At 53.7% G+C, this 25095-nt stretch carries 28 protein-coding genes and 1 riboswitch; of the genes, 13 read left to right on the top strand and 15 right to left on the bottom strand.

The window, feature by feature from the left end:
- Positions 1-49 precede the first annotated feature (49 nt).
- The 3 genes from thiB to mpl form a co-directional block, all read right to left on the bottom strand.
- Positions 50-1042, bottom strand: coding sequence for a thiamine ABC transporter substrate binding subunit (gene thiB / locus ACVB80_RS14125; RefSeq protein WP_481081931.1), 993 nt, complete (start codon positions 1040-1042; stop codon positions 50-52).
- 34 nt (positions 1043-1076) lie between these two features.
- A riboswitch (TPP riboswitch) is annotated at positions 1077-1173 on the bottom strand.
- Between the two features lie 48 nt (positions 1174-1221).
- Positions 1222-1845, bottom strand: a complete 624-nt coding sequence (locus ACVB80_RS14120; RefSeq protein WP_481081930.1) for a flavin prenyltransferase UbiX — start codon at positions 1843-1845, stop codon at positions 1222-1224.
- Between the two features lie 159 nt (positions 1846-2004).
- Positions 2005-3360: a UDP-N-acetylmuramate:L-alanyl-gamma-D-glutamyl-meso-diaminopimelate ligase gene (mpl, locus tag ACVB80_RS14115; RefSeq protein ID WP_481081929.1), complete on the bottom strand. Its 1356-nt coding sequence runs from the start codon at positions 3358-3360 to the stop codon at positions 2005-2007.
- 306 nt (positions 3361-3666) lie between these two features.
- Between mpl and fbp the strand changes: the two genes are divergently transcribed.
- Positions 3667-4689 (top strand): class 1 fructose-bisphosphatase, encoded by a 1023-nt coding sequence (fbp, locus tag ACVB80_RS14110; protein ID WP_481081928.1) that lies wholly within the window; start codon positions 3667-3669, stop codon positions 4687-4689.
- A gap of 57 nt (positions 4690-4746) precedes the next feature.
- Here the strand turns inward: fbp and ACVB80_RS14105 are convergent, their stop codons facing one another.
- The 3 genes from ACVB80_RS14105 to tamA are packed head-to-tail and all read right to left on the bottom strand — an operon-like array spanning position 4747 to position 10568.
- Positions 4747-5094: a gamma-glutamylcyclotransferase family protein gene (locus ACVB80_RS14105; protein WP_481081927.1), complete on the bottom strand. Its 348-nt coding sequence runs from the start codon at positions 5092-5094 to the stop codon at positions 4747-4749.
- 9 nt (positions 5095-5103) lie between these two features.
- Positions 5104-8853 carry an autotransporter assembly complex protein TamB gene (gene tamB / locus ACVB80_RS14100; protein ID WP_481081926.1) on the bottom strand — a complete coding sequence of 1250 codons (3750 nt, stop codon included), beginning with the start codon at positions 8851-8853 and terminating at the stop codon, positions 5104-5106.
- Entirely contained in the window at positions 8850-10568 is a 1719-nt protein-coding gene (tamA, locus tag ACVB80_RS14095) for an autotransporter assembly complex protein TamA (RefSeq protein WP_481081925.1), read from the bottom strand. The genes tamB and tamA overlap by 4 nt, the downstream gene beginning before the upstream one ends.
- 89 nt (positions 10569-10657) lie before the next feature.
- Here tamA and msrA point away from each other — a divergent pair, with 89 nt between their 5' ends.
- Positions 10658-11287, top strand: a complete 630-nt coding sequence (gene msrA, locus ACVB80_RS14090; RefSeq protein ID WP_481081924.1) for a peptide-methionine (S)-S-oxide reductase MsrA — start codon at positions 10658-10660, stop codon at positions 11285-11287.
- A gap of 32 nt (positions 11288-11319) precedes the next feature.
- Here msrA and ACVB80_RS14085 read toward each other — a convergent pair whose 3' ends face one another.
- Positions 11320-11529, bottom strand: a complete 210-nt coding sequence (locus tag ACVB80_RS14085; protein ID WP_481081923.1) for a DUF1107 family protein — start codon at positions 11527-11529, stop codon at positions 11320-11322.
- A 226-nt stretch (positions 11530-11755) separates the two neighbouring features.
- Between ACVB80_RS14085 and ACVB80_RS14080 the strand changes: the two genes are divergently transcribed.
- Positions 11756-12307, top strand: a complete 552-nt coding sequence (locus ACVB80_RS14080) for a YtfJ family protein (RefSeq protein ID WP_481081922.1) — start codon at positions 11756-11758, stop codon at positions 12305-12307.
- Between the two features lie 44 nt (positions 12308-12351).
- A complete protein-coding gene (locus tag ACVB80_RS14075; protein ID WP_481081921.1) occupies positions 12352-12741 on the top strand; it encodes a RidA family protein in 390 nt (129 codons plus the stop codon).
- A gap of 80 nt (positions 12742-12821) precedes the next feature.
- On the opposite strand, the gene ACVB80_RS14070 is transcribed toward ACVB80_RS14075, so the two are convergent.
- The 8 genes from ACVB80_RS14070 to mlaF form a co-directional block, all read right to left on the bottom strand.
- On the bottom strand, positions 12822-13568 hold the full coding sequence (locus tag ACVB80_RS14070; RefSeq protein ID WP_481081920.1) for a 1-acylglycerol-3-phosphate O-acyltransferase: 747 nt from the start codon (positions 13566-13568) through the stop codon (positions 12822-12824).
- A 114-nt stretch (positions 13569-13682) separates the two neighbouring features.
- The gene (gene murA, locus ACVB80_RS14065; protein ID WP_481081919.1) at positions 13683-14945 is read right to left on the bottom strand and encodes a UDP-N-acetylglucosamine 1-carboxyvinyltransferase; all 1263 of its coding nucleotides are present in this window, start codon (positions 14943-14945) and stop codon (positions 13683-13685) included.
- Between the two features lie 9 nt (positions 14946-14954).
- Entirely contained in the window at positions 14955-15209 is a 255-nt protein-coding gene (ibaG, locus tag ACVB80_RS14060; RefSeq protein ID WP_481081918.1) for a BolA family iron metabolism protein IbaG, read from the bottom strand.
- Between the two features lie 3 nt (positions 15210-15212).
- Positions 15213-15530, bottom strand: a complete 318-nt coding sequence (locus ACVB80_RS14055; protein WP_481081917.1) for an STAS domain-containing protein — start codon at positions 15528-15530, stop codon at positions 15213-15215.
- Between the two features lies 1 nt (position 15531).
- Positions 15532-16182 (bottom strand): ABC transporter substrate-binding protein, encoded by a 651-nt coding sequence (locus tag ACVB80_RS14050; protein WP_481081916.1) that lies wholly within the window; start codon positions 16180-16182, stop codon positions 15532-15534.
- Positions 16182-16673: an outer membrane lipid asymmetry maintenance protein MlaD gene (gene mlaD / locus ACVB80_RS14045; protein WP_481081915.1), complete on the bottom strand. Its 492-nt coding sequence runs from the start codon at positions 16671-16673 to the stop codon at positions 16182-16184. Before mlaD ends, ACVB80_RS14050 begins: the two co-directional genes overlap by 1 nt.
- 6 nt (positions 16674-16679) lie before the next feature.
- Positions 16680-17471, bottom strand: a complete 792-nt coding sequence (gene mlaE / locus ACVB80_RS14040; RefSeq protein ID WP_481081914.1) for a lipid asymmetry maintenance ABC transporter permease subunit MlaE — start codon at positions 17469-17471, stop codon at positions 16680-16682.
- On the bottom strand, positions 17464-18267 hold the full coding sequence (gene mlaF / locus ACVB80_RS14035; protein ID WP_481081913.1) for a phospholipid ABC transporter ATP-binding protein MlaF: 804 nt from the start codon (positions 18265-18267) through the stop codon (positions 17464-17466). The genes mlaE and mlaF overlap by 8 nt, the downstream gene beginning before the upstream one ends.
- A 241-nt stretch (positions 18268-18508) precedes the next feature.
- Here mlaF and ACVB80_RS14030 point away from each other — a divergent pair, with 241 nt between their 5' ends.
- From ACVB80_RS14030 to ptsN, 9 genes are all read left to right on the top strand, one after another.
- Positions 18509-19474: a calcium/sodium antiporter gene (locus ACVB80_RS14030; RefSeq protein WP_481081912.1), complete on the top strand. Its 966-nt coding sequence runs from the start codon at positions 18509-18511 to the stop codon at positions 19472-19474.
- A 27-nt stretch (positions 19475-19501) separates the two neighbouring features.
- The gene (locus ACVB80_RS14025; protein ID WP_481081911.1) at positions 19502-20467 is read left to right on the top strand and encodes a KpsF/GutQ family sugar-phosphate isomerase; all 966 of its coding nucleotides are present in this window, start codon (positions 19502-19504) and stop codon (positions 20465-20467) included.
- Positions 20467-21024 carry a 3-deoxy-manno-octulosonate-8-phosphatase KdsC gene (kdsC, locus tag ACVB80_RS14020; RefSeq protein ID WP_481081910.1) on the top strand — a complete coding sequence of 186 codons (558 nt, stop codon included), beginning with the start codon at positions 20467-20469 and terminating at the stop codon, positions 21022-21024. The genes ACVB80_RS14025 and kdsC overlap by 1 nt, the downstream gene beginning before the upstream one ends.
- The gene (gene lptC, locus ACVB80_RS14015) at positions 21021-21584 is read left to right on the top strand and encodes an LPS export ABC transporter periplasmic protein LptC (protein ID WP_481081909.1); all 564 of its coding nucleotides are present in this window, start codon (positions 21021-21023) and stop codon (positions 21582-21584) included. The genes kdsC and lptC overlap by 4 nt, the downstream gene beginning before the upstream one ends.
- Positions 21565-22065, top strand: a complete 501-nt coding sequence (gene lptA / locus ACVB80_RS14010; protein WP_481081908.1) for a lipopolysaccharide transport periplasmic protein LptA — start codon at positions 21565-21567, stop codon at positions 22063-22065. The genes lptC and lptA overlap by 20 nt, the downstream gene beginning before the upstream one ends.
- Positions 22066-22068: 3 nt before the next feature.
- A complete protein-coding gene (lptB, locus tag ACVB80_RS14005; RefSeq protein ID WP_481081907.1) occupies positions 22069-22794 on the top strand; it encodes an LPS export ABC transporter ATP-binding protein in 726 nt (241 codons plus the stop codon).
- A gap of 70 nt (positions 22795-22864) precedes the next feature.
- The gene (locus ACVB80_RS14000) at positions 22865-24337 is read left to right on the top strand and encodes an RNA polymerase factor sigma-54 (protein WP_481081906.1); all 1473 of its coding nucleotides are present in this window, start codon (positions 22865-22867) and stop codon (positions 24335-24337) included.
- Between the two features lie 23 nt (positions 24338-24360).
- Positions 24361-24648 carry a ribosome hibernation promoting factor gene (gene hpf / locus ACVB80_RS13995; RefSeq protein WP_481081905.1) on the top strand — a complete coding sequence of 96 codons (288 nt, stop codon included), beginning with the start codon at positions 24361-24363 and terminating at the stop codon, positions 24646-24648.
- Between the two features lie 2 nt (positions 24649-24650).
- Positions 24651-25094 carry a PTS IIA-like nitrogen regulatory protein PtsN gene (gene ptsN, locus ACVB80_RS13990; RefSeq protein WP_481081904.1) on the top strand — a complete coding sequence of 148 codons (444 nt, stop codon included), beginning with the start codon at positions 24651-24653 and terminating at the stop codon, positions 25092-25094.
- Position 25095 lies beyond the last annotated feature (1 nt).

Raw genomic sequence — 25095 nt, 5'->3', positions numbered from 1 at the left:
AAAAAAATGGCCATGCCTCCAGGGCATGGCCGGGATTGACTTTATCGGATCAGTTAACCAGCGCCGACTGCCATTCACGGATCCACGAACGGCGGTTTTTCGCCACTTCTTCCGGGCTGAACGCCAGTGCTTTTTGTGGCAGGGTCAGACTTTCAAAACCTTTAGGCTGAGCCACACCGGTCACCGGGTACATCCAGTTACCAGTAGGCATCGCACCCTGGAAGGCATCGCTCAGGATAAACTGCATAAAGCGCTCAGCCAGCTCAGGCTGCTGCGAAGAAGCTACTTTAGCGGCGACTTCCACCTGGGTGTAGTGACCTTCAGCAAAGTCCGCCGCGGCGTAGTTATCATCGCTCTCAGCGATCAGGTGATAAGCCGGCGAGGTGGTGTACGAAAGCACCATGTCCGACTCCCCTTTCAGGAACATAGAGTAAGCTTCGCTCCAGCCCTTGGTGACGGTCACGGTTTTCTTTGCCAGTTGCTGCCAGGCAGAAGACGCACCATCGCCATACACCGACTTCATCCACAGCATCAGGCCCTGACCCGGCGTAGACGTGCGCGGGTCCTGGTAGATCACTTTCAGGTCATCACGCTCTTCGATCAGCTCTTTCAGACTCGCCGGCGGGTTCGTCAGCTTCTGCTTGTTGTAAACAAACGCAAAATAGCCGTAGTCATAAGGTACAAAAGTCTTGTCCTGCCAGCCACCTGGCAGGGTCAGTTTAGCGGTGTCGACACTGTGCTCAGCCAGCAGGCCGGTTTTCTTTGCTTCGTCGATCAGGTTGTTATCCAGCCCCAGAACCACGTCCGCTTTGCTGTTCTTACCTTCAAGGCGCAGGCGGTTAAGAATGGAAACGCCATCATCCAGCGCCACCAGATTCAGGGTGCAGTCACACTCAGCTTCAAACGCTTTGGTTATAACCGGGCCCGGGCCCCAGTCAGCGGCAAAAGAGTCGTAGGTATAAACGGTCAGGGTTGGTTGGGCTGCCAGCGCAGCAGATGAGAATGCGGCAGCAATAGCTACCGGCAGCAGTGTTTTGTTCACTGTTCGCTCCTTGATAGGTGAGCGGCACAGGGGTTGAGATCAGTTACTCAATTCCTACGCCAGCATTATCTGGTTCAGGTCGACGGGTATTCTCTCAGCCACGCTCGTACGCGGCACCCCGTTGAGTTCAGACGCATTGTAACCTTATCTTCACAAAGCTGCTATATGCCGGGTTGATTTTAGCCGCGGCTGTCATAACCCCAGCGGGGGATAAGCGTGTTGTCGATACCGAGGTGATCCAGCACGCGCGCCACCATAAAATCGACCAGATCCTCAACCGACTTCGGCTGATGATAAAAACCCGGGGACGCCGGCATAATGGTCACCCCCATCTGAGAGAGCTTGTGCATATTCTCAAGATGCAGAGTGGAAAGCGGGGTTTCGCGCACCACCAGAATAAGCTGGCCGCGCTCTTTGAGCACCACATCTGCCGCCCGTTCAGTCAGATTGTCCGACATGCCGTGGGCGATCGCCGCTACGCTGCCGGCACTGCACGGGCAGACCACCATCTGTTTTGGCGCAGCCGAGCCAGAAGCGACCGGTGAGAACCAGTCCTCTTTGCCACAAACCGTCAGCCTGTCCGCTTCACAGCCAAGGTGCTCCACCAGGGCTTTTTTAGCCGCGTCCGGCCCGGCCGGCAGTTTCAGGCCGTGCTCGGTCGCCAACACCACCCGCGCGGCCGATGAGATAAGCAGGTAAACCTGGTACTCTGCTGCCAGCAGGGTCTGCAGCAGCTTAAGACCATAAGGGGCACCGGAGGCACCGGTCCAGGCAAGGGTGATGGATTTGTTTTTATCTTTCATAGTTCAACTTTTTGGTGGAGACAGTGATCCTGGGTCCTGGGTCCTGGGTCCTGGGTCCTGGGTCCTGGGTCCTGGGTCCTGGGTCCTGGGAGGAGCATATTCGACTCACTCCACACTGCCTCTCTTTTCCGGAGTCTGATCTCTATTTTCGCGCTTAACTCAGCGATTAGCCAGCTGGTCCAGGATTTTCTGGTGAATACCGCCGAATCCTCCATTGCTCATCACCAGGATCTTATCGCCTGCGCGGGCACTCTCTGTCACCCTGCTGACCAAACGGTCCAGGTCGTGCTCATGGTGTGCGGTTTGCAGGCAGCGGTCGGTCACTTCGCTCACTTCCCACTGAATGTTGTCGGGCTGGAACATAAACACTTCATCAGCCTGACTGAGGGCACCAGCCAAATCGTCCTTATGAACGCCCAGCTTCATGGTGCTGGAGCGGGGTTCCAGTACCGCAAGAATGCGGTCGTTGCCCACTTTGTCTCTCAGCCCCTGCAGCGTCAGCCTGATCGCGGTTGGGTGATGGGCAAAATCATCGTAGAGCTCAATGTCGTTCACTGAACCTTTGTGCTCCAGACGGCGTTTGGTGTTGATAAACCGGCCCAGGGCTTCACAGGCCAGATCCGGGGTCACACCAACATGGCGGGCAGCCGCCACCGCCATCAGCGCATTGCTGACGTTGTGCTCTCCGACCAGATCCCATTGCACCCGGCCCACGACTTCGCCTTTGAACGAAACGTCAAAGTCACTGCCATCGCGCTGATGTTTATGCGCCTGCCAGTCACCACGGCCATTGACCAGCTCTTTCTCCGTCCAGCAGCCGCGCTCCAGCACGTCATGCAGGGCTTCATCCTGCTCAGGAACCAGCAACCGGCCGTTACCCGGCACGGTACGCACAAGGTGATGGAACTGGCGCTTAATCGCTTCCAGATCGTCAAAGATATCGGCGTGGTCAAACTCCAGATTGTTCAGCACCAGAGTGCGCGGATGGTAGTGAACAAACTTAGATCGCTTGTCGAAAAAAGCACTGTCATATTCATCGGCTTCGACCACAAAGAACATACTCTCACCCAGCCGGGCGGAGATGCCAAAGTTGCCCAGAACGCCACCAACCAGAAAGCCTGGCTGATAGCCGCAATCCTCTAAAATCCACGCCAGCATACTGGAAGTAGTCGTCTTGCCGTGAGTACCTGCGACTGCCAAAACCCAGCGGTCATGCAGCAGGTGATCCTGCAGCCACTGAGGGCCGGATGTGTATCTCAGGTTGTGGTTCAGCACGTGCTCAACGCACGGATTTCCCCGGCTCATGGCGTTACCAACCACCACCAGGTCTGGCTCCGGCTTCAGCTGAGCCGGATCAAATCCCTGGATGATCTCAATCCCCTGCTCTTCCAGCATGGTGCTCATCGGCGGGTAGACATTAGCGTCACTGCCGGTCACTTTGTGTCCGAGCTGACGGGCCAGCATGGCAATCCCGCCCATAAATGTGCCACAGATACCGAGAATATGAATATGCATAAAAAGACGTCCTGTTTGCTCACCGAAGCGACAGCTTGCGGCGTTATTGAGTGGCATATCACTGCCTGCGAAAACCGGCCGGAGAAGCCGAAACACCCCGTTAACAACTGAGTTACTTCATTACCATTAAAAAGATCAGGGCGATACAATATGAGAACTGACGAATAACCCAAAGAAGGTTATCGCAATGTAACTGACACAACTTTCGCCTGGCTGTGGAACTGTGCTTATCTTGGCTAAAACCCCCTCCCCATTCAAGTGAGTTACGTCAGAATAACCCCCAACATCTGTTAAAAAGGAAAAAAGATGTCTGAAATTCGTACCTTAGGTGAGTTTATCGTCGAGAAACAGCATGATTTCCCCCATGCCAGCGGCGAACTTTCCTCTCTGCTCGGTTCGATTAAACTGGCTGCTAAAATTGTTAACCGCGAAATCAACAAAGCTGGCCTGGTGGATATTGCCGGTGCAGTTGGCTCAGAAAACGTTCAGGGCGAAGCCCAGCAAAAGCTGGATGTCTATGCCAATGACAAATTTAAGGCTGCACTGGAGGCCCGCGACCAGGTATGTGGCGTCGCCAGTGAAGAAGAAGACGAAGCGGTGGTGTTCAATAAAGAGCTGAACAAAAACGCCAAATACGTGGTGTTGATGGATCCACTGGATGGTTCTTCGAACATAGACGTAAACGTTTCCGTTGGTACCATCTTCTCCATCTACCGCCGGGTATCCCCGATTGGCACCACCCCGACCGAAGAAGACTTCCTTCAGCCGGGTAACAAGCAGGTCGCAGCGGGTTACATCATCTACGGTTCTTCGACCATGCTGGTATACACCACGGGTAAAGGCGTACACGGCTTTACCTACGACCCGTCCCTTGGTGTGTTCTGCCTGTCTCACGAAAGCATGCAGACCCCGGAAGATGGCCGTATCTACTCGATCAACGAAGGTAACTACATCAAGTTCCCGACCGGTGTGAAGAAGTACATCAAGTACTGCCAGGAGAGTGTGCCGGAAAAAGGCCGCCCATATACTTCACGTTATATCGGTTCGCTGGTGTCGGATTTCCACCGCAACCTGCTTCACGGCGGCATCTACCTCTACCCGAGCACCGAAGCCTACCCTAATGGTAAGCTGCGCCTGCTGTATGAGTGCAACCCAATGGCATTCCTGATTGAGCAGGCAGGCGGTATGGCCTCAGACGGTGCGCGCCGGATCATGGATATTGAACCGACCGAACTGCACCAGCGGGTGCCATTCTTCGTCGGCTCAAAAAATATGGTGCGCAAAGTCGAATCCTTTCTTGAGTTCTACCGGGATATGGACCGCCAGTAAGGAAGAATAAAAAAACAGCCGGGAGTTCCCGGCTGTTTTTGTTTGAATCTTAAGAGGTTAAAAACGCTGACACCAGTCACCGGAATCGATTCGTTCAGAAAGCTTACTGCCATCCTGGTACAGGTAAATCCAGGCTTCACCGTAAGGGGTATCGATCTTCTCCCGGCGATACTCGTAAGGTACGTCTTCCAGATGATCGAGCCGGACCAGGGTTTGTGGGGTAATACGGTAGATCTCCCCACACACTTCCTGCTGACCTTCAGACAATCCGGGATAGCTCCCCAGATCGTAAAGCGCGTAATCAGCTGCGGTACGGTACTGCGCCACCAGTTCACACCCTTCCAGAAAATGGTGATTCTCTTCTCCCTGACGGAGCGTTCCGTATACAAAGACCAACTGTTCCATATCACGCCTCTAATCAAACTCAAACTGGTAAAGCAAATCAACCGCACTGGTGGTGCCGGAGACCGCTTCCAGATACAGGTCGGTCATCAGGCGGTAACGAACGGTAAACTCACCAAGTGAGTTAAATATGCCAACTCCGTACTTCACCTGCAAGCCCGGAAGGATGTACCCGCTCACAGTAACCTGAGATTCATCACCGGAACCGGCTGTATCGAGCTGCAGATCCTGCACCCCGAAGGCCTGCCCGAGCTCACCCACTAACTTACCGCTTTTGGCCAGACTCAGGCCGATCAGGGTGGTGGTCATCATATTGCCGCCGGTTTCTGCGTCGATATCCTGACCACGCAGCAGATAGGAGAGCTGGTTCGCCTGTGGCATAGACGGGTCTGAGAAAATCGTCACCGAAGGCTCACTGGCCGGGCCGTCAACCCGGATACCGGCCGTTACGCCATCGCGGGTATTATCCGGGTTACGGATCGCCTCAATCGAGACGTATGGCAGGTCAACCGGGCCATTCATCAGGATCTTACCTTTATTGATCAGCAGGTCCTGACCAAAGGAGCGGTAAGTACCGTCGGTGATGTTCACCTCGCCGACCACATACGGACCTTTGTCTTTCTGAGACACTTTCAGCTGACCTTTCAGACCGCCTTCCAGGCCAAACGCCTTAAGCTTAAAGTCATCGCCGATTTTGATATTGATGTTGGTTTCCACCGTCATCGGTAACGCCTGCTCACGCTCCACTACCTGATAGTTTTCATCCAGCATCACTTCATCAGCAGATACGCCAATCGCACTCTCCGGCAGCTCTTCCACTTCAATCCGGGCCCACGGCAGCGCGATGTCACCATCAATCCGCGCCAGCTGAGGGTTAGCAGTGATAGTCATATCCGGTATGACTTTCATCTGTACCACCGGCGGCAGATTCACGTTTATTTCGTCAGCAAACACTTTTACCCGGGTGTTCCAGGCGCTGAGATCATGCCAGTCTCCGTCACCGTCAAGGTTCAGCACCCCATCAGGGGTAGGAATACTGGCTGTAAGGGTACCGGAGTAACCATTAAACTTCGCTTCCAGTTTACCGTTTTCAATATCCACCGGGGTGATCTCACCGGTTGCGGTCAGCTTCTCAACGGTAAAGTCACCAAACACCTTAGGATGACGTACCGGACCGGAGAATTTCAGGTCAGAGTGAATGTCCGCATCCAGCCTGCTGAACTCGCCAAGCAGCGGTTTCAGCATTCCCGGATGCAGACCGGCCAGCGCCAGTTCACCTTCAATGTTCGGCTCATCCGCCTGCACTTGATCGATTGCCGCCCGGCCCTTAAGGCTGCCGTTATCGGTCAGATCCAGCAGCCAGCTCAGACTCAGCCTGTCTTCTTTCAGCTCCGCACCCAGACTGACTTTTTGCCAGCCCACGGTCAGCGGTGCTTCCAGCTGACGGGTCACCTGCCCTTCAGATAACCCGACCTCTGCTTTGACTTCCGGCAGCTGGCCTGGTGCCCATTTGGCCCACACGCTGGCATTTGCCCCGCCCTGAAGCAGGGTTTTAGCCGGCAACAGCTGCGCCAGCTGAGCAAAGCTGAAATTGTTCAGCGCCAATGAGGCTTCACCGCTTTCACCCACGTCAATATCTTCGCTCAGGCAGAGGGATGAGTCCGCCTGAAGCCAGCAATGTGCCTGAACCGAAACCCGGTTGTTGCTGCCGTCAAAGCTCACTTTCGCCGGATTCTCCAGCTGCCATGGCCCCTGAACGGTTTTCAGTCTGGCGCGCGACAACGCCCCGCTCCAGGCCAGATGTGGCTCCTGAGTGAGTGAACCGTCAATCGCCAGGCTCGCCTCTGCTATCTCGGACAGCAGATCCAGCGTCAGCTGATGCTGCTGCTCGTTTCCGTCGAAAGCGAGCGTAACGGAATCCACACTCTGATCCTGATACGCCAGACCGTCTGCTTTCAGGGTCAGATCGCCGGTTGGAACCGGCAGTGGCGTAAGCTGGCCTTTCAGGCTGAGGCGCTTAATGGTCGCTTCCTGTTTCCAGTCCGCATCTCCTATATTCAGATCCAGACCAATACGCGGGGTTTTCAGCGGGCCACGTACCGTAACATCGCCCCGGGCGTGCCCCTCAAGGTCCTGCACCGATTTGGCAAAGTCGGGCAGGTTCAGCGCCAGCTCCATTCGCCACTCTTTATCCAGCCTGCCGCTGGCAAACAGGGTATTCGGGCCATGGGCAAGGCTGATACTGTCAGTCACCAGCTTAATGTCACCCTTTCCGGCCAAATCCTGAGCCTGAATGTCACCATTGATTTTCAGCGGGTAACCACGGAAATCCCCCTGCAGGGCCAGAAGTGGCAGATCCGCAAACCAGCCCCCTTTGTCTGTCAGGTAGCCACTGGTCGCCAGAGAGCCGCTGATATTACCTTCAGCTTCCGGCCATTGCAGACCTGGCTGAATGTTTTCCAGCGTCAGGTGGGCCCGCCAGCGCACCTGCTTCTCCCAGCTGGCCCAGGCATCGCCAAGCACCTGACCACCCAGGGTGCCCAGCTTCACCAGCTTAAGGTCAAGCTCGCCCAGATCGCCTTTACCGGCCAGTGTCAGTGCCAGGTCCGGGCTCTCTTTGCCCTGTGCCTGGAGCCTGCCATCCAGCTGATACCCTTTCAGGCTGCCGCTGGCGTTAAAGCGGCTGATCTGCGCCTGATAATCCGCCTCTCCGGTCAGCGGCCACTGCACACTGGCCTCAGACAGGGTCGCGTCAAACAGCAGATCCGGGTCCAGTGGTGACAGCTCCCCTTTCAGAAGAGCCGGGATCACGCCACTGAGCTTCGCATCCAGGCTGAGCTGCTCAACGCTTCCGGTAACGTTCATGGCCAGTTTCTGGCCTTTGAGTTCGGTCTGTTTCAGCCGGGCGTTCAGTGCGGCATCCAGAGGATATCCGCCAATGAGTTCGATATCACCACTGAGATCGGCATTCACCTCAGGGATGTCCAGTTCCAGCTTGCCTACTTTCACCAGATGATCGGCCGCAAAACCGCGCAGCCCGAGGTGATTGACCACCACCGGCGAGTCGCCATGCATACGAAAATCCCATACGTTGATTTGCTCAATATGCGCATCCAGCGGGATCAGTACTTCCGGCAGTTTAACCGGCGCTGGCTCAGAGGTAACAGGCTGTGACGGTTCAGGATCGGGCTCAGATTCTGGCAGGGTCAGTTCAATGCTCTGCCACTCGGTCGGACTCAGGGTCGCGACCCGGCCGGTCATACCGATACCACTGTGAAAAGTCTGCCAGGCGATTTTGGTGCCCAGAATATCGAGCTTAATGTCGTCGAGTATGACTTCACTTATCTCTACCGGCAGGGGCAGAACCACTTCGGTCACCGGCTCAGATGGCGGGGCAGAGTCATCACCGGGCGCCACATCACTCAAAACAAAATCGAGCCCGTTAAGCGCCAGTTTGTCGACACACACTGCGGGTGTCGTCAGGCAGCCCACATCCAGGTTCAGCTCCAGTTCCCGGGCGCTCAGCTCAATAAACAGAGCAGGATCGTTAAACTTCACCTCATAGAGATGAAAACCACTCAGCAATGCCCCTTCGGAGCGGGCGATTTGCAACTGGGGCAGAGCTTTCTCCGCCCCCCAGATAATGAGTTTCAGGCCTGGCGGAGTCAGCAGCAAAGCGCCGAGCATCAGAAGCAGAACCAGAATTGTGGAAGGAATTGCGATAGCCAGACGAACCAGCCACTTAGCCAGTCGTTTGGTCATAGTTCAGGCCCCAGGGTAAAGTGGATCCGGAAGTCGCTCCATTCTTTGGCGGTATCCGCCCAGGCAAAGTCGAGACGAATAGGTCCTACCGGCGATGCCCAGCGTACACCCACACCACTGCCATATTTCCACTCCGGCATCTTGTTCCAGGCATCACCGCCATCGACAAATGCCGCCAGCCACCAGTCGCCATACACCCGGTACTGATACTCCAGGGTGGAGGTGACCATATACTGCGCGCCGGTCAGCTTACCGTTACTGTCTTTGGGAGAAATGGTTTCATAGCCGTAACCACGCAGGCTGTTATCACCACCGGCAAAGAGACGCAGGGAAGGAGGGACAAGGTCGTAATCTTCGGTATAGACAGCGCCGCCATCTATCCTGGCCAGGCCGCGGTGGTTTTCACCGATGCTGCGCACCCAGGCGGTCCGGCCCTGAACTTTAAGCACGCCAGCATCAGAGAGTGCTTCTTTTGAGGACATCTCCATGGTCACAACCTGCTTATCCCCCCAGTACGGCATCGCCCCGCCCCGGGTTCGGGCACGGGAGAAAGAGATCCCCGGCAACACCATTTGTGAGCGGTTACTTACATCGGCCTGGGTATAGTCTTCCAGCAGGTAGCGCACAAACACCGTCCGGTGCCAGCCGGATTCAAGCTGCCAGTGACGCTCCAGCGCCAGGTTGCTCTCAAAACTCTCGGTATCCTGTTTATCGGTGTTTTTCATCCCGTACTGGATCTGATAGTACTCATTGAGCACATCTTCAAGCGGAATCTTGTAACTGGCAGTCACACTCTGCTCCGGCACCGAAAGTGACAGACTGGTTTTCAGACTGTGGCCGTACTCGTTGATCCACGGTTTCTTCCAGTTCAGGGTGCCTTTTACCCCAATATCGGTTGAATAACCCAAACCGGTTTCCACCTGGTTTTCCGCCTGTGGCGCCAGGATCACTTTCACCGGCAAACGGCGTTCAGTGGCAATATTTGTCAGCTCCGGCTCAACGTGTACCGAAGAGAACCACTCGGTGTTCGACAGTTTCTGGTTCAGCTCGCCAATCAGCTTCGCCTCGTAAGGCTGGTTATCTTCAAACGGGATCAGCGAGCGCACACGGGTCTCTTCAATCTGACTGCCGGTGACGGAGACATCACCAAAGTGATAGCGGATACCGCTGTCGTAAATCAGCTCAATGATGGCGTCATTATTGGGCGCAGAGACTTTAAGTTTGGTAGAAACAAACTGACCGGAAAAATAGCCTTTCTGCAGTGCAAGATTACGCATACCGGACTTAAGCGCATCGTAGTTGGCATGATTAAGCACAGCACCGGTTTTAACCGGAGATTCCTGGATCAACTTCTGAAAGTCAGGGTCGCTGCCCGCTTCACCCAGCACGTCGATCTGCACCTGGCTCAGCCGGGTTGGCGGGCCGGGGTCCACATCCACAGTCAGGGATGACAGGTCTTCAGCCACGTTAAAGTGAATCACCGGGTTGTAGTGTCCCAGCGCCCGCAGCGCTTTGCTGATGTTATCCTCAAGGCGGGACTGAAAACGCAATGAAACCGAATAGTCTTTCTTCGCTATCGCAGAAATATAGGCATCCACGTTGGCCTGAAGCTCGCCGTCAAGCCCCCTGATTTCAAGGCTGACCTCAGCCTGCGCGGTGTATGGCAGGATGAGCAGGGATAGTGGAAGCAGAAGGCGCCGTTTGAGGTTTAACATACTGATAATTGTGTGTTACAACAAAATTGATGAATGAATGCCACAGTTTCCGGCCGGTAAACGGACAACTGTACTCAGGGAAGACAAATATGACAGATAAAACCATCCTTATCGCCCGCGAGCACGCCTTACCTGGCCGGGAACAACCGATACTGAAGAGCGGAAAACACTTCGTAAATCAGAGTGATCTTACCGCAGCACCGCACGGTGAACAACAACAGATACTGCTCGGCATGGGCTGTTTCTGGGGGGCAGAACGTCTGTTCTGGCAACAGGCCGGTATCGTCTCTACCAGCGTGGGCTACAGCGGTGGATTTACCCCCAATCCCACTTATGAGGAAGTGTGCAGTGGCCGGACCGGACACTGTGAAGTGGTACGGGTGATATTCAGTCCCCGTGAGCTGCCACTCAGCAAACTGCTGAACCTGTTCTGGGAAAACCATGACCCGACTCAGGGCATGCGCCAGGGCAATGACCTCGGTACTCAGTACCGCTCAGCGATATATACTTTCAGCCCGGAGCAGGAACAACAGGTGCAAAGCTCAATGCAGACATACCAGTGCCAGCTCGATGCCGGCGGACTTGGTCCTGTCACCACAGAAGTTGCCCCTGCCGGTCACTATTATCTGGCCGAGGAGTACCATCAGCAGTATCTGGCAAAGAATCCGGACGGTTACTGCGGCCTTGGTGGTACCGGCATTTGCATGCCTCCTCAATAAACCGACGCCCGGCCCTCAACCTGCGTTGCCTGTCAGGCAGGATGCCCGGAAAGCTGGTCGATCATCAGATTGACCTCTTTCATCACGCTGAGCATGCGTTTATTGGTCAGGTCCGGCAGCTGTACCCTGCCGCGCTCAAAATAGAAAAGCCCGATGTTTGCGATATAAAAAGAACCTTTAAACAGCACCTTAACAAACTTGGCAACCTGCCTTGGGTGATATTGCTGAAACACTCTGTCCATAGCAACCTCTCTGCCGGGATATGACTGGAAACTTCCGTACCTGTTGATCCTGCCGTCAACAGAAAAACGGTGTGACAGAAGAGTGCAAATTTAACGCCAATTTCATTGCCGCTGCCTAACATTTTTCTGATAATGCGCTACCCTGTTGAATCAAAGACACAAATGATGCTTTGGTCACTGACACCAAATAAGCAGCCATTCAGAGCCTCCCATAACGGATATCAAAATGAGAAAAGTTACCCTAGCCGCGCTGATGCTGAGCGCACTGCCAGCCATCGCTCTGGCACACAATATCGAAACCGGCCAGAAGCTGCCTCAGGTCAGCGTTGCCAGCCATGGTGAACTGATGCTTGAAGGCGATGAGGTTCGCTACCAGCAGTGGAGCAGTGAACAACTGACCGGAAAAATGCGCGTAATCCAGGCCATCGCAGGCCGTAAAAGCGCCAAAAAACTGAACGCGCCGATGATTGATGCTATCAAGGCCGCCAACCTGCCGGCTGACAAATACCAGACCACCACCATCATCAACCAGGACGACGCCATGTGGGGTACCGGCTCTTTCGTGAAATCTTCCGCTGAAGACAGCAAAAAAGAGTTCTCCTGGTCTTCGATGGTGCTGGATGAAGAAGGCACTGTAGCCAAAGCCTGGCAGCTGGATGAAGAGAGCTCAGCGATTGTTCTGCTGGACCAGCAGGGTCAGGTACTGTTTGTCAAAGATGGCGAAATGAATGAACAGGAAATCAATCACGTACTTGAACAAATTAAAAAAAATCTGTAATTGTTACCACTCCTGTTTCCATTAACCTAAAACGGATAAATAAAATGACTAAAGTTCTGCACACTGAATCAGCACCAGCAGCTATCGGCCCTTATGTACAGGGTGTTGACCTGGGCAACATGGTCCTGACTTCAGGCCAGATCCCGGTAAACCCGCAAACCGGCGAAGTACCTGCTGCGATTGCTGAGCAGGCGCGCCAGTCTCTGGATAACGTAAAAGCTGTGGTTGAGGCTTCTGGCCTTAACGTAAGCGACATCGTGAAGATGACTGTATTTGTGAAAGATCTGAACGACTTTGGTGCAGTAAACGAAGTGTACGGCGCTTTCTTTGATGAGCACAAGGTAGCCAACTACCCGGCGCGCTCATGCGTGGAAGTCGCCCGTCTGCCAAAAGATGTAATGATCGAAATCGAAGCGATCGCAGTGCGCAAGTGATTTACCTGCAACAGCAATACGCCTGAAAACTAAAAAGGGAGTGCAGTGGCACTCCCTTTTTTATATCTGAAATCAGACTGTTACGCTTTCGCCTGCGCCCGCTCTGAGTTACGCTCAGCCACTTCAGCATCCAGCTCTTCCAGCTTGGCTTTCATCTGCTCACGGCAAAGCTCAGCCAGCTCACGTACGTTCTCTTTGCCATAACCCTCAACGCTCACCGGCGGGAGCATTTCAACGATCACCAGGCCGTTATCCCAGCGGTTGAGTTTGATGTTGTCCTGAGTGGTGCTGCACACGATAGGTACAATTGGCACACCTGCACCAATCGCAGCGTGGAATGCGCCGGTCTTAAACGGCATCAGGCCACGGCCACGTGAACGGGTGCCTTCCGGGAACATCCATACTGATACGCCAAGCTCTTTGACCTTGTCCACTACCTGATTAATAGTACCCATCGCACGGCTGCGGTTAGCACGGTCGATCAGGATATTGCCTGTCAGCCAGTAAAGCTGGCCAAACAACGGCAGCCACACCAGGCTCTTTTTACCCACCGTTACCACGTTTGGCGTTACCGCCGATGATACGGTGAACAGGTCCCAGGAGTTCTGGTGATTGGCAATATAGATGTGCTGACCACGCTCGTAAGCGTCTTCCGGCAGTCTCAGCTCCAGCTTGATGCCAAATATTTTCGACATCCGGCCAAAGTAACGGCCAAAAGTAAACACATGCTTAGGATTTCTCGGGCTCAGCAGGCAATAGCCACAGCCAAACACAAACATCACAACGGCAAACAGTGCCACAGCGATAATACGCAATAACGCAATCATTTCGGTATTCCAGTTCTGCCCCGGGAGAGCCATTATCCCATGCTTCTCCGGAAAATAAAAAAGCCGGTGCCAGATCCTGATTCACTCCAGTCTGCCCCGGCTTTATTTTAAGAGTTACTCCGACTCTCGGAAGCGCTCAATGTTCGCGCCCAGCTGAGCCAGTTTGTTCTCTATTTTATCGTAACCACGGTCGATGTGGTAAATACGGTCAACGATGGTCTCACCGCTGGCAATACAACCGGCGATCACCAGACTGGCTGATGCACGCAGGTCAGTTGCCATTACCTGAGCGCCGCTCAGGCCTTCGGTGTCCCCGCAAATCACGGTGTTGCCTTCGATTTCCGCTTTGGCACCCATACGCATCAGCTCAGGTACATGCATAAAACGGTTCTCAAAAATGGTTTCGGTAATAACGCCGCCACCTTTGGCCATCATATTCAGCAGGGTAAACTGAGCCTGCATGTCGGTCGGGAATCCCGGATGTGGTGCGGTGCGCACCGATACCGCTTTCAGCTCACGGCCGGTCATATCCAGACTGATCCAGTCTTCACCGGTTTCCACGTTGGCGCCCGCTTCTTCCAGCTTGGCCAGTACGGCTTCCAGCAGGGAAGCTTTGGTGTTACGGCAAACTACTTTACCGCCGGATACCGCTGCCGCGACCAGGAAAGTACCGGTTTCGATGCGGTCAGCGACCACAGAGTGTTTGCCACCGCCCAGACGCTCAACGCCCTCGATGGTAATGGTGTCGGTGCCTGCGCCGCTGATTTTCGCGCCCAGCTTATTCAGAAAGTCCGCAGTATCTACGATTTCCGGCTCACGCGCGGCATTATCCAGTACCGTGGTACCTTCCGCCAGGGTTGCAGCACACATGATGGTGATCGTCGCGCCTACGCTGACTTTATCCATTACGATGTGTGCGCCTTTCAGACGGCCGTCAACTTCAGCTTTTACATAACCCTCTTCCAGGGTAATGGTTGCGCCCAGCTGTTCAAGGCCATGGATGTGCAGATCAACCGGACGGGCACCGATAGCACAACCGCCAGGCAGGGAGACCTGTCCCTGACCAAAACGGGCCACCAGCGGACCCAGCGCCCAGATAGAAGCGCGCATGGTTTTCACCAGGTCATACGGCGCGCAGTACTGGTCAATCGCACTGCCATCCACATACACAGAGCCATTACGCTCCACTTTCGCCCCAAGGCGGGACAGCAGTTCCATGGTGGTATCAATGTCACGCAGTTTAGGGACATTGGCGACCTCAACCGGCTCTTCAGCCAGAATAGAGGCAAACAAAATAGGCAAAGCCGCATTTTTTGCCCCTGAAATTGACACTTCACCACACAGTGGGCCAGCGCCTTTTACTCGAAACTTTTCCATTAAAAAACCTTATAACGACATCAACTTCTTATCGCGTGCCCACTCGTCTGGCGTGTAGGTCTTTATCGACAATGCATGAATATCATTGCGTTGAATATGGTCCATCAGCGGGCCGTAAATCAGCTGCTGCTTCTTCACCCGGTTCATACCGTCGAAGCTTGCATCTACAGCAATCACTTCGTAGTGGTTGCCTTCTCCTTTTACGTGCACTTCTTCCAGATTGAGTGCATCATCCAGTAACTTTTTTACTTCTACGCAGTCCACGGTTCACCCCTGCTGGCTTTTAATATGTTCGGACAAAAACACTTCGGCGTTGCTCAAACGGCACAGAGTCCGAAGCTGCTCAGGCACAAAGCTGAGCATTATATGACAGTTTTGTTTTTTTGCATGCCCTATTAAGTGGATCAACATCGCAAGCCCGGCGGAGTCAACCCGGGTCAGGGCGGACAAATTCACCTCGACCTGTTCACGGACCGGTGTCCAGCGGCTGAGCGCCTGCCACACCCCGGGAACGCTGTCACGGTCAAGATCTCCGCTAAGCTCAAGATTCTGTTCTGAATTTTCCTGATACTGCGCACCAGCCATCTTACCTTTCCTTAAATACGATTGGCTGCTCAGCCAGCTCCTGCAGCTCACCGGCTACCGAAGCAATCCCCTGCTGACGAATTTTACCGTTCCACTCTGAACGTTTACTCGACAGCAGGCTGACACCCTCGGCAACCATGTCAAAGGCAGCCCAGTCGCCGCTCTTCTTGTCTTTGCGCAGTTTGAAGTCCAGCTTAATGTTCGGGTTTGGCTTATCGACGATTTCCACCGCAATGGAAATGATCCTGTCCTGCTCATCCACTTTGCGCTCTGGCGCAAACAACACTTCCTGATCCCGGTACTGTGTCAGCACCTGGGCGTACGTGGTCACCAGATAGGAACGGAAAGCATCAATAAACTGACCAACCTCTTTCTTATCTGCTTTTTTCAGATGAGAACCGAGTAGTTTGAGCGCTGCGTAACGATAGTTCACGTAAGGCATCAGCTCTTCTTCGACGATCACTTTCAGCTGCTCAGGCTGCTCACGAACCACATCCTGTTCATTCTTCAGGCGCTCGAACGTTTTCTCAGCTACTTCACGCATCATCTGATACGGGTCCTGCTGATCCACTTTCTGCGCCGGCACCGCGTAGCCTGCTGCGGTAAACAGCGCGCTGGCCAGAACCAGAAACTTAACTGCCCACTGTTTCATTATTTTTCTCCTTTATCCGCACTGTCTCCGCCGACCCGGTAGAGCACCTGGCCTATCAGGTCTTCGAGTACCAGTGCAGACTTGGTATCCGGAATAAAGTCACCGTCTTTGAGCATTTCAATGTCTTCATCGACAAAGCCCGGCACCAGGCCTATGTACTGCTCTCCGATCAGACCGGATGTCAGGATCTGGGCACTGGAAGTTTCCGGAAAATAACCGTAATCACGGCTGATCTGCATAGTGACCACCGGTGTATACAGCTCGGTATCCAGTCCGATATGACTGACCCGGCCTACCACCACACCGCCAATTTTGACTGGTGAACGGGGCTTGAGGCTGCCGATGTTATCGAACTCCGCTTTAAGCTGATAGGTATCACCGCTGCCAAAGCTTTTGACATCCGCGACTTCAAAAATCATCACCAGCAGGGCAATCACCCCAGCCAGCACAAAAGCACCCACGGTAAATTCCAGTTTTTTTGTTTGTTGCATGCGTTTTTAATTCCCAAACATGAATGCGGTAAGGACAAAGTCCAGTCCCAGTATAGCCAGGGATGAGTGCACCACCGTTCGGGTGGTCGCCTGGCTGATCCCCTCAGAAGTCGGGATCGCGTCATAACCGTTAAACAGCGCAATCCAGGTCACGGTGACAGCAAACACCATGCTCTTGATCAGGCTGTTGCCAATATCCTGTCCCAGCTCAACGCTGGCCTGCATCGAAGCCCAGAAGCTGCCGTGGTCGATGCCTTTCCAGTCCACGCCCACCAGCTGCCCGCCCCAGATACCGACCGCCATAAATATCAGCGCCAGCAAAGGCATGGAGATAAAACCGGCCCAGAAACGCGGTGCAATCACCCTTCTCAGCGGGTCAACCGCCATCATTTCCAGGCTGGAAAGCTGCTCGGTGGCTTTCATCAGGCCGATTTCAGCAGTCAGGGCAGAGCCCGCCCTCCCGGCAAACAGCAACGCGGTCACCACAGGGCCCAGCTCACGCAGCAGCGACAGGGCTACCATCTGGCCAAGCGCGCCTTCTGCGCCAAAGTCGATCAGTACTACGTAGCCCTGCAGGCTCAGTACCATACCGATAAACAGGCCGGAGAGGATGATGATCATCACCGACTGTACGCCAACGCTGTACAGCTGCTTCATCAGCAGCGGAAAATGCTTCACCGGTTGCGGCTTTGCCACCAGGGCGCCAAACAGCATCAGCGATGCCCGTCCCCATGCCCGGCACAGGGAAAGGGTTCTCGAGCCAACACTGGCCACCGCCTGAAACAGGGAATCAAACATGGTTAAACAGCTCCTCACTCAGTGGCTGCGCCGGATGACGAAACGGCACCGGTCCGTCTGCGTGCCCCTGAAGAAACTGCTGAACCCGGGGATCCGGATTATCGCGCAGCGCCTGCGGCGTTCCCTCGGCGATGACTTTGCCGTCCGCCAGAATATAGGCCTTATCCGCGATGCTCATCACTTCCGGCACGTCATGGGAAACCACGACAGATGTCAGCCCCAGCGCCTTGTTCAGGTTGCTGATCAGCGAAACCAGTACCCCCATAGTGATCGGGTCCTGGCCAACAAACGGTTCATCGTACATGATCATTTCAGGGTCCAGCGCGATGGCTCTTGCCAGCGCAGCGCGACGCGCCATACCACCAGACAGCTCACCAGGCATCAGTTCCTGAGCACCACGCAGACCCACCGCTTCCAGCTTCAGGCTGACAATGGTGCGGATCAGTGATTCCGGCAACTGAGTGTGCTCACGCAGCGGGAAAGCCACATTTTCATATACATCAAGGTCGGTAAACAGAGCGCCGGACTGGAACAGCATGCTCATTTTCTTGCGCGCCTGATACAGCGCACTGCGGCCCAGGCGGGGAATATCCTGGCCATCAAACAGGATTTCTCCCAGCTCAGGCACGATCTGCCCGCCAATAAGACGCAGCAGGGTGGTTTTACCGATCCCGGAAGGCCCCATAATGGCAGTGATCTTCCCGCGTGGTACTGTTAAAGAGACGTCGTCAAAGATCTTCCTCTTTCCACGGGAAAACGTCAGATGATTGATAGTGACCAGGTCCGTAGCCGACATAAAATCCTATTGAATATGAACATGAGCTGGGTTTGAACAGCAATCATAAGCACAAAGATGTTGAAGTTCAAAACAAAGCAGCAGAATTTCACGCCAAATTAACCCCGGTCTTACTTTGCTGACATACAGAATTTAACAATGATAGCAGACAGAATTAACCGCGTGGTTATGTACTTTAGAGCCCAGTTTTGTCAAAATCAGCGGTTACTTATCAAAAAATTCACACATCAAAGGGAAAGTCATGCTCGAAGCTGTTGCCTTGCTGGTCGTAGGCTTAACACTGCTCGTCTGGAGCGCGGATAAACTGGTATTTGGCGCAGCCGCACTCGCCAGAAATATGGGTATCTCACCACTGGTTATCGGCATGACGATTCTGGCCATGGGCTCTTCAGCTCCGGAAATGATGGTTTCCGCCACTGCCGCGCTGGAAGGTAAGACCGATACCGCTGTGGGTAACGTGCTCGGCTCCAACATCGCCAACATCGCACTGATCCTGGGTATCACCGCGATGATCAAACCACTTTCCATCAGCTCTGCGGTGATCCGCCGGGAACTGCCACTGATGATGGTCGTCACCGTACTGGCCGGCCTGCTGATGTACGACCACCACCTGGGTTTCTATGAAGGCGTGCTGCTGTTTGTGCTGTTTGCCTGCTTTATTATCGCCATGCTGAGAATCAGCCAGAGTGAGAAACAAAAAGGCGATGCGTTTGTCGAAGAACAGGAAGCCGAAATTCCCAACGACGTCCCGAACGGCAAAGCCGTATTCTGGGTGATCGCCGGTCTGCTGCTGCTGCCGTTTGCTGCCGATATGCTGGTGGATAATGCAGTTGTCATCGCCAAGTACTTTGGCATGAGTGACCTCGTGATCGGCCTGACCATCATCGCCATCGGTACCAGCCTGCCGGAACTGGCCGCGTCACTGGCTGGCGTGATGAAAGGCGAAGACGACATGGCGGTCGGTAATATCATTGGCTCAAACGTATTTAACATTCTGGCGGTAATGGGCATCCCGGGGATCCTTAACCCGTCATTTCTTAACGAAAACGCAATGGGGCGGGACTTCTGGGTCATGCTGGCGGTATCCCTGTTGCTGGTGGTGATGGCGCTGGGTAAATCACGCAGCGTAAACCGTATTGAAGGTGCGGTGCTGTTTGTCTTCTTTATCGCATATCAGGGTTACCTGTTTTACAATCTGGCCGCTTAATCGCTGTTTATTAAGGAAAACCACACCATGTCATTCGACTACTGTCATACTGCCAAACGGGTTCTGGAAATTGAGATTGCCGGCCTGCAACAACTGTCACAGTATATTGACCACACCTTCAGCGAGGCGTGTGAACTGATCCTGAAAGCCCGCGGCAAAGTCGTGGTGATGGGGATGGGGAAATCCGGCCATATCGGAAAAAAAATAGCTGCCAGCCTGGCCAGTACCGGTACCCCGGCATTTTTTGTGCACCCGGGAGAAGCGAGCCACGGTGACCTGGGCATGATTGAACAGGGCGACGTGGTACTGGCGATCTCAAACTCCGGTGAATCTTCAGAAATTCTGTCGCTGTTCCCGGTATTAAAGCGCCGCGGAATCCAAATCATCAGCATGACTGGTAAGCCATCCTCAAACATGGCTAAATTATCGGAACTTCACCTGTGTATTTCCGTCCCGGAAGAAGCCTGTCCGCTTGGCCTTGCGCCAACCACCAGCACCACCGCTACCCTGGTCATGGGCGACGCACTGGCCGTGACCCTGCTGCAGGCACGCGGCTTTACTGCCGATGACTTTGCCCTGTCTCATCCGGGTGGCGCACTGGGACGTAAATTGCTTCTAAAACTGAGCGATATTATGCAAACCGGAGAAGCTTTGCCTAAAGTATCTCCGGATGCGCTGGTAAAAGACGCCCTGCTGGAGATCTCACAGAAAGGGCTGGGCATGACGGCGATTGTTGGTGAAAACGACCAGGTTCTGGGCATCTTTACCGACGGCGATCTGCGCCGCCTGCTGGATAAGCGCATTGATGTTCACACCACCGAGATTGGCGAGGTGATGACCCAAAACCCAACCATGGCGTCACCAAACATGCTGGCAGTTGAAGCGGTCAACATGATGCAGGAGAAAAGCATCACCGGATTGCTGCTGTGTGAAGAAGGCCGCCTGGCCGGCGCGCTGAACATCCATCATCTGCTGAAAGCGGGAGTTATGTAATGAGCGAAATGGTGCCTACCCTGTACGGAACAGCCAGCAAGGAAATCATGGCCATCGCAGAAAAGATCAAGCTGCTGATCTGCGATGTCGACGGCGTGTTCTCTGACGGCCTGATCTACATGGGCAACCAGGGTGAAGAGCTGAAAACCTTCCACACCCGGGATGGTTACGGTATCAAGTGCCTGATGAACGCCGGTGTGGAGATCGCTATTATTACCGGACGCCGCTCTCAAATCGTGGAAAACCGCATGCGTGCACTGGGGATCTCACTGATCTATCAGGGACAGGATGATAAAGTAAAGGCGTATCAGGATATCTGCGACAAACTGGGCATTGCTCCGGAGCAGACCGGCTATATCGGAGATGACCTGATTGACTGGCCGGTGATGGAAAAAGTCGCGCTGAAAGTGTGCGTCGCCGATGGTCACCCGCTGCTGGCAAAACGCGCCAACTACGTCACCCATATTCGCGGCGGCCATGGTGCCGTCCGGGAAGTGTGTGACCTTATCCTGGAAGCCCGCGGCGAACTGGATGCACATAAGGGCCTGAGTATATGACCCTGCCCCGTCCCGTCTACCTGCTGATGTTTTTTGCCTCCTGCTGGTCCCTGTATTACCTGTGGGATCACAACAACAGGCAGGTGATGCAGGTAACCCCGGATGTGGAACTGCCGGCATTCAGTGGCAGAGCCCTGACTAATACCAATTATGACCCGAGCGGAGTACGCAACTTTGTCATCCGCTCCGGCTATATGGACCACTATTCCAGAAGCGGTAATACGGTGTTTGAAAAGCTCAAACTGGATATCTACCGGGATGGTGAAATAGTCGAATGGGCAGTCTCTGCCAACAAAGGTGTGCTGGATAAAGAATACCTGCTGCATCTGAGCGGCAACGTTGTAATGAGAAACCAGCTGCCGGAATCCGCATTTGATACCATGAGCACCGATGAGCTGTATATTCAGCTGGAAAGCAAAGATTTCTATACCGATCAGAAAGTAACCCTGACCGGTCCCCAATTTATAAACACAGGCAACGCGATGAAAGGGAACTTAAGCCAAAATATCGCCACCCTGTCTGAACATGTACAAGGCAAATATGAAATTCAGGCTCGTTAGTTTACTCGGATGTCTGCTGCTCACCAGCCCGGCATGGGCGCTGAGCAACGACACGGAACAACCTATTTATATCGATTCAGACAGCCAGAACCTGGATATGATCAGTAACCGGGTGACCTTTATTGGTGACGTAACCCTTAAACAGGGCAGCATCAATATTGAAGCCGATAAGATCGTGATCCTGCGTAATAAGGAAACGGAAGAGGTAGAGCAGATTGAAGCCTACGGCAAGCCTGCGACCTTTACCCAGCTGACTGATGAAGGCAAAACTCTCAGCGGTCAGGGTAAGACCCTGCGCTACATGGTTACCAAGGATCTGCTGACCATGAACGGCGATGCTATCCTGGCTCAGGACGACAGCCTGGTGAAAGGCACCTCGATCCGCTACCAGATTTCTTCCCAGCAGCTGGTTGCGGACGGTAAGAAAGGCGAACGCGTTTCCACGGTTCTGCAACCTAACCAAATTCAGACAGAAAAGTAACTCATGGCCGTACTAAAAGCACAAAACCTGGCGAAGAGCTATAAAAAGCGCAAAGTGGTGTCTGACGTCAGCCTGGAGGTAAACTCCGGTCAGATCGTTGGCCTGCTCGGCCCAAACGGCGCGGGTAAAACCACCTCGTTTTACATGATTGTTGGTCTGGTCCCGCGGGATGAAGGGATGATCAGCATTGATGACAAAGACATCAGTATTCTGCCAATGCACAGCCGCTCAAAACTGGGGATCGGATACCTGCCTCAGGAAGCCTCCATCTTCCGTAAGCTCTCAGTTGAAGATAACATCATGGCCGTGCTGGAAACCCGCTCAGAGCTGACCCGTGAAGAACGCCAGGACAGGCTCGAAGACCTGCTTGATGAGTTCCATATCCAGCACATCCGTAAAAGTGCCGGTATGGCCCTGTCCGGTGGTGAACGCCGCCGGGTAGAGATCGCCCGTGCACTGGCAGCCAATCCAAAATTTATCCTGCTGGATGAACCGTTCGCCGGGGTTGACCCTATCTCGGTCATCGACATCAAAAAAATCATTCAGCACCTGCGTGACCGTGGCCTTGGGGTACTGATCACCGACCACAACGTGCGTGAAACCCTCGATGTATGTGAGCGCGCTTACATCGTAAGCCAGGGTCATCTGATCGCAGAAGGCACACCGGAACAGGTTCTCAATAACGAACAGGTAAAACGGGTTTATCTGGGTGAACAATTCCGTCTATGATTAAATTACAGGCATACTGTGAGTAAACCGGCGCGCTGCGCTGATAACAAGAGAAATAATAAAGGACTCCATGAAACCTTCACTCCAGCTCAAGCTTGGTCAGCAGTTAGCGATGACCCCTCAGTTGCAACAGGCTATCCGTCTGCTGCAGCTTTCTACGCTTGATTTACAACAAGAAATCCAGGAAGCACTCGAATCCAACCCTCTCCTTGACGTCGAGGAAGGGCAGGAGGAAGGCGCACCAGGCAGTGAAGGTGAACAGAGCGAAGCGGCAGAAAAAGAAGTTACGGCAGAAGAGCCCACCTCTGAGCCGGATCCCCAGGACAGCCTGGAACTGATCGAAAAATCAGAGATCAGCTCCGACCTTGAAATCGATACCACCTGGGATGAAGTCTACAGCGCCAACACCGGTAATACCGGCATCGCACTGGATGATGACCTGCCGGTCTATCAGGGGGAAACCACCGAAAGCCTGCAGGATTACCTGATGTGGCAACTCGACCTGACCCCGTTCAGCGATACCGACCGCACCATCGCGCTGGCGGTCATCGATGCCATCGATAATCACGGCTACCTGACCATCAGCGCCGAAGAGATCCTGGAAAGCCTTGGGCTTGAAGAAGTGGAACTTGACGAAGTAGAAGCGGTACTCAAGCGCATTCAGCAGTTTGACCCGCTGGGCGTCGCCTCCCGCAACCTTCAGGAATGCCTGCTGCTGCAGCTGGTTCAGTTCCCCGATGAGACGCCATGGCTGAGCGAAGCCCGCTCCCTGCTTGAAAACCACATCGAGCAGCTGGGTAACCGCGACTACAAGCTGATCAGCAAAGAGACCAAACTAAAAGAACCTCAGCTGAAAGAGGTCCTGCAGCTTATCCAGCAGTTGGATCCACGCCCGGGCAGTAACGTCACCTCCGAAGAGATCGAGTACGTCATTCCGGATGTCTCTGTATTTAAGGACCATGGTCAGTGGAAAGTGGCCATCAATCCTGACAGCGTTCCAAAACTCAAAGTAAATCAGCACTATGCTTCTCTTGGTAAAGGCAACAGCGCGGACAGCCAGTTTATCCGCAGCAATTTGCAAGAGGCAAAATGGCTAATCAAAAGTCTCGAAAGCAGAAACGAGACGCTGCTCAAAGTTGCACGCTGTATTGTTGAACATCAGCACGATTTCTTCGAGTATGGAGAAGAAGCGATGAAGCCTATGGTGCTTAACGATATTGCTCTGGCCGTGGATATGCACGAGTCCACCATATCCCGTGTCACGACACAAAAATACATGCACACACCACGGGGCATCTTCGAGCTGAAATACTTCTTCTCCAGCCATGTCAGCACTGACAACGGCGGAGAATGTTCATCAACGGCAATCCGCGCTTTGATCAAAAAGCTGGTCGCCGCTGAAAACAGCGCTAAACCACTGAGTGACAGTAAGATTGCCACACTGCTGGCTGATCAGGGAATTCAGGTAGCACGCCGCACCATCGCGAAATACCGCGAATCCCTGGGCATTGCCCCATCCAGTCAGCGTAAACGCCTGCTATAAAGGCCCAGAAAGAAGGAAAGTCTATGCAAATCAATATCCAGGGACATCACGTTGATCTAACCGACTCAATGCAAGACTACGTTCAATCCAAATTTCAGAAACTCGAAAGGTTTTTTGACCATATAAACAACGTTCAGGTCGTTTTAAGAGTTGAAAAACTCGACCAGATCGCAGAAGCTACGCTCCACGTAAATCAGGGCGATATTCATGCGACGTCCACCGATGAGAGCATGTACGCAGCGATCGACAGTCTGGTCGATAAGCTTGTGCGCCAACTTAATAAGCACAAAGAAAAGCTAAGTAGCCATTAACCATGCAATTAAGCGAAGTACTTTCACTGGACTGCACGAAAAGTGCAGTTCAGTGCACCAGTAAAAAACGGGCTCTGGAGATCATCAGCGAGATCGCCGCCGAGCACGCGGGTCTGAATCAGACCGAACTATTTGAATGTATGCTGAGCCGCGAGAAGATGGGCAGTACGGGTATCGGAAATGGAATCGCCATTCCCCATGGCCGTATGTTCGACTCAGAGCAGGCTGTTGCGGTACTGATCCAGTGTCAGGAGCCGATTGAATTTGATGCCATTGATAACCGCCCGGTAGACCTGCTGTTTGCCCTGCTGGTGCCGGATGCTCAGTGTAAAACCCACCTCAAGACTCTGTCTGCCATGGCCGGGCGTCTGAACGACAAACAGACCCTCAAACAACTGCGTAATGCTCGCTCTGATCAGGAGCTTTACGACATCATCACCCAATAAA

The organism is Vibrio sp. 9-16B-A1, assembly GCF_056726165.1.
This window is presented reverse-complemented; position numbering and strand designations above follow the sequence as displayed.